Genomic DNA, 7,215 nt, shown 5'->3' with positions numbered 1-7,215 from the left:
TTGCGGAGCCAGAGCGGCTCCGCATTAACGTGGCTTATTTACTCATGGTGGAGATATTGAAGACCTGTTCCAGCATGGGGTTGAATACAAATCCTTTGACGTCTTTGTTCATCGCCAACTGATAGTTTTTCTGGAATAAATAGACGTAGGCGGCTTCATCAATCACGATAGTTTGCGCCTGCTGGTAGTCATTGGTTCTGGCAACCTGATCGGTCGTGGCCAGCGCGCTACGCAACAGCTTATCGACCTCACCGTTTTCATAGAACGAACGGTTACCCGGCAAGCCTTTCTTATCTGACTCAAACCAGTAGTTCATAAACATGTACGGATCGGCGAAATCAGGGCTCCAGTTGCCAATGGCAATGTCGTAATCTCCTTTGCCCACGCGGTCACGCATGGTGGCGTTCGCCAGTTTTTCCAGCTTGACCTTAATGCCCAGTTTGCCAAGGCTTGCCTGGGTCGCGAGCGCGATAGGTTCCCAGTTGGGGTCATTATCCGAGTACAGGAAGCTCAGACTGTCAGGTTTGGTGGCAACGTTGTCCCACGCCGCTTTCGCTTTGGCTTCATCGAAACTGTACTGCATGGCCTTGTCGTCAAAACCCCACATGCCTTCAGGGATCGGACCCCGCATTTGCTTACCGTTGCCGCTCAGGATCCCGTTTACCATGCCTTTATAATCGGTGGCCCACGAGATGGCGCGGCGTAAATCCACCTGATTGAGCGGCGCTTTACTGTTATTCAGATACAGATAGGTCACGCGCAACGAGGGATAATCCGCCACGTTAACTTTGCCTTCCTGTTTTAAGGCGGCAAGCTGGTCAACCGGAAGCGCATCGGCAATGTCGATATCACCCCGCGACAATTGCAGACGGCGAGAGGCGCTTTCACCGATGATTTTTACCGAAACCCGCTTAAACGCCGGTTTTGCACCGGCATAATATGGGTTAGGAACCAGCACCAACTGCTGTCCCTTTTGCCAGCTTTTGAGCATGAAGGGACCGGAGCCTGCCGTATTCTGCGCCAGGAATCCGCGGGCATCGTCTGCGGAATGCTCTTTTAAGACGGCCGGGTTAATAATTGAAGCCCCGTCATTGGCCAGCGTATACAGGAACGGCGCAAATGGCTGGCTGAGGGTAAACTTCACCGTATTGTTATCGATAGCCTCAACCTTCAGATCTTTCGGGAACGCTTCTGCAGGCCCCTGGCCGATTTTGAGCAAGCGTTCAAAAGATTGCTTTACCGCATCAGCCGTCACCGGCGTTCCGTCGGCGAATTTGGCATCGTTTTTCAGGATAAACGTCCACTCTTTCTGGTCGTCAGAGGCCTTCCAGCCGCTGGCCAAATCGCCTTCAACTTCCGTGGAGCCTTTACCGCCATCCGTTTTGTACTGAACCAGCCGCTGATAAGAGGGATAGGTGACCGTCCAGTCGTTGTTATCGATGGTCACGGCGGGATCGAGCGTCTGCGGATCGGCAGCTTTGCCGATCACCAGCATATCTTTGGGAACGGCGGCCTGCGCAGCGGGCAGGGCAAACGCCAGCGCAACGGCTATCAGAGCGGGGCGAAAAAACGCGTTTAACGCAAGTGTAGTCTTCATAACCAGGCTCCAGAATTAAAGGGAATGTTGTGTTGTTATGGGTGTGACAGTGTAACAATCTATCTGATCGTCAAGCAGCGGATAGCGGGCGGCATCAGGTAATTCAAAATGCCACCACTCGCTGGTGATACCGACAAAACCACCGCCGAACATAATGGCATTGAGCAGCAGGCGGTTGCGCTGCGCAGCCGGAGGAACAGAAGGGTGCCAGGCATGGGAACGGTCGTGCATCTCATCAAAGCCCGCGCCCATATCGAGAAGATTGCCACGATCGTCCATTAGCGTAACGTCAATGGCCGTCCCGCGGCTGTGATTGGATCCTATCGCCACATCAACAACATACTGAGGATCCGGACACGCATTCCACAGCACCGCCTGCGCCTGCTGCGGGCGATACGCGTCGTATACCACAAGTTTCAGGCCCGCCAGTTGCGCAATACTGATGCTTTTCGCCAGCGCAGTGACCGCCTCGGTGTGCAACAGGCAACGAGCTTCCCGGTAGATAGGGGCGCCGGTAATGTTGTCTGCCGTAGCGTATTTAAGATCGATATGCAGCGACGGGAATATCACCGACAGATCGACCAGTTCTGGGGTTTCTGACATAGCACGTTTCCTGTTTATTGTTCGAATTGACCAAATTGTTGTTGTAACTGGCGATTGGTTTGCAGGCGTTCTGCGAGGGAGTCACCCAGTTGTGCCACCACCGCAGAGAGTAATAAGTTGAACAGACAGCTCACCGGAGCCAGTGAGTCCCAGAAATGTCCGGTGTCAGTTTTCACCTGAAGTAAGTCAATGGAATAGTCTCTGGCCCACGGGCACCACACATCGGTGATTAACGCCAGCGGAATGCAGCGTTCTGTGGCAACGCGGCAATATTGTCGCGAGATAGCGGAATAGGCGCGCATATCGGTGATCACCACGTAAGGCTGGGTGAATCCTGAATTCAGCGACTCGACCCAACTGCCGGAAAGCCCTTCGGAGTAGCTGACTTTAGGCCGCAGGTATTCCAGGTGACTGAAAAAGGCGTTAGCGATCCCGCGGGTGGACTGGATCCCAAGGATATACACGGCTTCCGCATGCGCCAGCCGCTGCGCTATGCGTAAAAACGTTTCGCCTTGCGCGAGTTGATAGACATAGGTAATGGCGTCGATTTCCAGTAACAGCGACTGCTGCGCGCGATCTGGCAGGCTTTGTTGCTGGTGCCAGGAGTCCAGCCGCTCGTTCATCCCCCAGGGTTGATAGGCGACGACGGGTAGCTCCCGCAGGCTGGCTTTTGCATCTTCCAGATTGCGAAAACCCAGTTTACGCAGATAGCGTCCAACGGTAATGCCGCTGGTTCCGGTCGCTTTAGCAATACCATCCGCGGTTTCAAAAGGGATCTGCACAGCATGGGCTAACAGCCACCCGGCCACGCGCTTTTCGCTGGGCGTCAGTTGGCTAAAGGTCTGCTCTATGCGGGTAAATAACTCCGGTTTCGCTGTCATCACCTTCTCGCTGTTAATTGTTTGTCAGAGTACGGTTCACTGTTAGCAAATTAACAATGCAGGACGCGTGCCATGTTGGTAACAGCGGCACGCCGACCGTTTTTGTTAAAAATCAGCCCATATCCGTTAACTAATGATCAACATTTGTGCAGCGTAGTTCAGTTTTGGTGCAGCGACAGGGGAAGAGGGGTATGAATCTGCTGATTTCGTCGGAACGATCACATTGTGGCCACGTTTTACGTCCAGACATCAGAATCAGTAATGTGAAATATAAATTTCAGCCATATCAATGGTGGCAATCTTTATTCTTATGACGTTAGGGGTATTATTTTTTGCGAACTACATTAACGGTTTGAAGCGCAAGTGTAGATATTATTTATATTATAAATGGAGTACTACAATGAATAAATTCTCCCTTTCTACAGCAGGTATTCTGGTCGCAGCGCTGTTAACCAGTGTCAGCGTCAATGCAGCAACTGATAACGCTAAAACTGAAGTGACTCCAAAAGGCATGAATTGCCAGGAGTTTATTGATTTGAACCCGCAAACTATGGCCCCGGTGGCTTTCTGGGTGCTCAATGAAGACGAAGATTTCAAGGGTGGCGATTACGTAGACTATAACGAAACCGTGACTACTGCAGTTCCTTTGACCGTTGAACTTTGTAAAAAACATCCGCAGAGCGAATTAAGCAAAATAAAAGACGAAATCAAAAAAGAATTATCCAAATAAGATTAAGTCATTATTAAAACCCAGCCAAAGTGCTGGGTTTTGCTATTTGTGACAATGTCACCTATTTATTTTGTGATACTTAAGAAAACTTTATAAAGATATAAACGCCTGTGCCGATACTGGATAAAAGTTAGCCTTTTGCAGAAGGAGTTTGTATGGCCTGGTATCCTACTCGTATTTCAACGCGTTTAACCATCGGCGGCATTCTGCTGCTTGCAGTCACGACCCTTGTTATTGTGGTGATTATGCTCTGGCGTGGTCAACCGCGCGTCGTTGAAATCAACACCGCCCTGATCGAAGAAACAGGGCAAGGTTTAACCCGCCAGTTGAGTACCGTATTGTCCCGAATTGAAGGTGAGACCGTTAGCTTGTCACGACTGGCTGAGGTGCTGCCAAATGATGAATCTCTTTATCAAAGCGTCGTTCCGCATCTGATTGGTGAAGATAAAGATTCAATTATTACCGGCGGCGGCATCTGGCCAGAACCAGACGCTTTCACCGCAGGTGTGGAGAAAAGAAGCTTTTTCTGGGCGCGTAATGCTGAAGGTAAACTGGTGTATTCCAACGACTATAACGTCGAAGGGTCAAGCGGATACCACAATGAAAACTGGTATCAGCATGCCAAAGGGCATTCACAAAACAGTTGCTTATGGTCTGATGTCTACCAGGACGCCAGTACAGGCGTTAACATGGTGACGTGCAGCGTACCTTATCAACTGGCGGGCAAGTTTGCCGGTGTCGCCACCACCGATATTCGCCTGGATAACGTCGCCACTTTCATGCAGCAACAGGGAAACAGCACCGGTGGTTACGCGTTTGTGGTGGACAAGCAGGGACAAATCCTCTATTTCCCGCAGGCCGATCTGGCGAAATATAAAACCATTAACGATCTGGCGCAAAGCGCGCAATGGCTTATCCCGGTGGAAAACGGTCTGAAATCTCTGCGCCCAGCGGACGGGGTGAAAACGATTACGCTTGCAAATGATAACGTCCTGAATTCGGCTTCACGGGTGATGCTGTTCCCGATGGCGGATACCGGTTGGGTTGTTGGTCTTGCGACGCCTGAATCGCGTATCGTCGGCCTTGCCAAAGTGATGATGCAGGACGTGCTGGAAGTGTTGATCCCGATCATGACCCTGTTGCTGGTGGGATCCTGGCTGGTGGTTCGCCGACTGATTTCACGTCTCGATGATACCCGTCAGGCTCTCGATGACATTGCGCAGGGAGAAGGCGATCTTACCCGTCGCCTGGATGTGCGTGGCAAAGATGAGATTTCCGCTATCGCCGAAGCGTTTAACCTGTTCGTCGATAAAATCTCAGCCATCCTGATCACTGTCAGAAGCAGTAGCGTAGTGGTGGCGAATAACGCTGTCAGCCTGGCAGACAGTAATATGGAACTTTCATCTCGCGTGACGCAACAGGCCGCTGCGCTGGAAGAGAGTTCGGCGGCGATGGAACAGTTAAATGCGACCGTTCATCAAAATGCCAGTAATACACAACTGGCAGATGAGCTCTCCGATAGCACCGCGCAAACGGCCAACCGCTGCGGCGATGTTATGCAGGGTGTTATCTCTACAATGGATAACGTCAGTGCCTCATCCGGTAGAATGGTGGAAATTGTCGCGGTTATCGACAGCATTGCGTTCCAGACCAATATTCTCGCCCTGAATGCCGCGGTTGAAGCCGCCAGAGCAGGTGATGCCGGGAGAGGGTTTGCCGTTGTGGCCTCCGAAGTGCGCACGCTGGCCCAGCGCAGCGCCACCGCCGCGCAGGAAATAAAAGCATTGATCGATGAATCCGTTTCTCATGTAGGTAGCGGAAGTCAGCAAATTCACAATGCGGGCGAACGTCTGGGAGAACTGGTCAGTAATGTACGTCAGGTACGTCAGTTAATGGGGGAAATACGCGTTGCGGGTGAAGAACAACGCAAGGGCGTTTCCGAAGTTACGCTGGCCGTTACCGAAATGGACAGCACCGTTCAGCAAAACGCCTCGTTAATTGATGATGCCGCCGCGCGAACGCAGGCGCTGAAAGAGGAGGCGGAACAGCTGGCGATGCTGGTCTCATCATTCAGATTGCCTGAGCCTTCAGTTGCCTGATGGATCGGTTAAGAGCGTCCGTATAACCGGACGCTCTTGCGTTATAAATCCAATACGGACGACCATTAACGCCCCCAACGACTGCGAATATAGGTCACGGCTTCCTGCGTTTGCGGCTGATTAAGGTAATCTTCGCGAAACAAAATTGTGCCGTTAATGTGCGGTTCAGACTCGTTCAGATCGAGCTGTTTTTTTAGCTCCGGCACGCCGCCTTTGACCGTCCAGTCAGGTTCTTTTCGCGACGGCTCACCGACTTTGTACAACGCCACCCCAATATACAGGCGGGTGTTGGTTGATTTGACGACATCTGCCCACCATTTCGCCAACACATCGTAACGCGCCGCGTCGCGGGCAAAAGGCCAGTACAGCTGCGGGGCGATGTAGTCCAGCAAGCCTTGTTGCACCCAGCGGCGGGTGTCCGCATACGATTCATCATAGGCTGCCGCGCCGCGCGTGTCGGAGCCAGCCGGATCGTGCGAACGGTTGCGCCACACGCCCGCAGGGCTGACGCCAAATTCAACTTCAGGTTTGAGTTTCTTGATAGTTCGTGAAACCTGCGCGATCAGGCGTTGCGTGTTATCGCGCCGCCAGTCAGCTTTGGAGACAAATCCCTGGCCGTATCTTCTGAAGGTCTGGCTGTCGTTGAGCGCAGAGCCGGGAGACTCGGTATAGAAGTAATCATCGAATTGCACGCCGTCAACCGGGTAATTCTCAACCACTTCAGCCACGATACTGGTTATCCAGTCACGCACTTCGGGAATACCGGGATCTAACACAAAACGCTCGCCCGAGGTACGGATCCAGTCCCGATGCAAGACATAAACGCTGGAAGGCGTCTGTGACAGCGTGTTGTTTAATTCGGTAACCGTTGCAGGTTTAGTGTTCACGGACACGCGGTAGGGGTTAAACCAGGCATGGACTTTCATTCCGCGTTTATGCGCTTCATCGAGCATAAACCGTAACGGATCGTAACCCGGATCCTGACCAATCTTACCGGTCAGGGTATCTGACCACGGCAAGATTGTAGATTGCCACAGCGCAGTGGCATCGGGCTTCACCTGGAAAAAAACGGTGTTAATACCAAGACGTTTCAGGTTATCCAGCTTGTCCGTCAGCGCCTTTTGCTGCTGGCTGATACGAACGGTAGGCGAGCTGATGTTGACGGATGAAATCGGCGGCCAGTCAAGACGCGAAACCGTTGCCAGCCAGATACCGCGTACCGGCTCCTTGCTCTGCTGTGGTTTGCCTACCGGGGGCAGTGGGGTGATTTTTGAACCTGGCGGCTGTGAAGAACAGCTGCCAAGT

At 52.2% G+C, this 7,215-nt stretch carries 6 protein-coding genes; 2 read left to right on the top strand and 4 right to left on the bottom strand.

All coding sequences use genetic code 11. From position 1 onward, the window contains the following. Positions 1–34: 34 nt before the first annotated feature. Genes FDW87_RS11245 through FDW87_RS11235 form a run of 3 tightly spaced genes read right to left on the bottom strand, consistent with a single transcriptional unit; the run spans position 35 to position 3,081 of the window. Positions 35–1,597, bottom strand: a complete 1,563-nt coding sequence (locus tag FDW87_RS11245) for an ABC transporter substrate-binding protein (RefSeq protein ID WP_137379749.1) — start codon at positions 1,595–1,597, stop codon at positions 35–37. 15 nt (positions 1,598–1,612) lie between these two features. Beyond that, positions 1,613–2,200, bottom strand: coding sequence for a D-alanyl-D-alanine dipeptidase (gene ddpX / locus FDW87_RS11240; protein ID WP_016156534.1), 588 nt, complete (start codon positions 2,198–2,200; stop codon positions 1,613–1,615). A 14-nt stretch (positions 2,201–2,214) separates the two neighbouring features. Next, entirely contained in the window at positions 2,215–3,081 is an 867-nt protein-coding gene (locus FDW87_RS11235) for a MurR/RpiR family transcriptional regulator (protein ID WP_016156533.1), read from the bottom strand. A 400-nt stretch (positions 3,082–3,481) separates the two neighbouring features. On the opposite strand from FDW87_RS11235, the gene hdeB reads away from it, so the two are divergent. Together hdeB and FDW87_RS11225 are read left to right on the top strand one after the other, a co-directional pair. Then, the gene (hdeB, locus tag FDW87_RS11230; RefSeq protein WP_003019999.1) at positions 3,482–3,811 is read left to right on the top strand and encodes an acid-activated periplasmic chaperone HdeB; all 330 of its coding nucleotides are present in this window, start codon (positions 3,482–3,484) and stop codon (positions 3,809–3,811) included. Positions 3,812–3,966: 155 nt separating this feature from the next. Then, entirely contained in the window at positions 3,967–5,910 is a 1,944-nt protein-coding gene (locus FDW87_RS11225) for a methyl-accepting chemotaxis protein (protein WP_137379748.1), read from the top strand. 65 nt (positions 5,911–5,975) lie between these two features. On the opposite strand, the gene FDW87_RS11220 is transcribed toward FDW87_RS11225, so the two are convergent. Further along, positions 5,976–7,215 (bottom strand): glycoside hydrolase family 10 protein (locus tag FDW87_RS11220; protein WP_252363118.1); only part of this gene is annotated, 1,240 nt, incomplete at its 5' end.

Origin of the sequence: Citrobacter sp. wls826 (assembly GCF_005281245.1) — a bacterium.
In the GTDB taxonomy this organism is placed as follows: domain Bacteria; phylum Pseudomonadota; class Gammaproteobacteria; order Enterobacterales; family Enterobacteriaceae; genus Citrobacter; species Citrobacter braakii.
The sequence above is the reverse complement of the archived record's forward strand: the minus strand, read 5'-3'. Positions and strand labels throughout refer to the sequence as shown.

What these genes read in the sequence shown, in the direction of transcription:
- FDW87_RS11235 (WP_016156533.1), bottom strand. Translation starts at nt 3,081, where the DNA reads ATGACAGCGAAACCGGAGTTATTTACCCGCATAGAGCAGACCTTTAGC.
- ddpX (WP_016156534.1), bottom strand. Translation starts at nt 2,200, where the DNA reads ATGTCAGAAACCCCAGAACTGGTCGATCTGTCGGTGATATTCCCGTCG.
- hdeB (WP_003019999.1), top strand. Translation starts at nt 3,482, where the DNA reads ATGAATAAATTCTCCCTTTCTACAGCAGGTATTCTGGTCGCAGCGCTG.
- FDW87_RS11245 (WP_137379749.1), bottom strand. Translation starts at nt 1,597, where the DNA reads ATGAAGACTACACTTGCGTTAAACGCGTTTTTTCGCCCCGCTCTGATA.
- FDW87_RS11225 (WP_137379748.1), top strand. Translation starts at nt 3,967, where the DNA reads ATGGCCTGGTATCCTACTCGTATTTCAACGCGTTTAACCATCGGCGGC.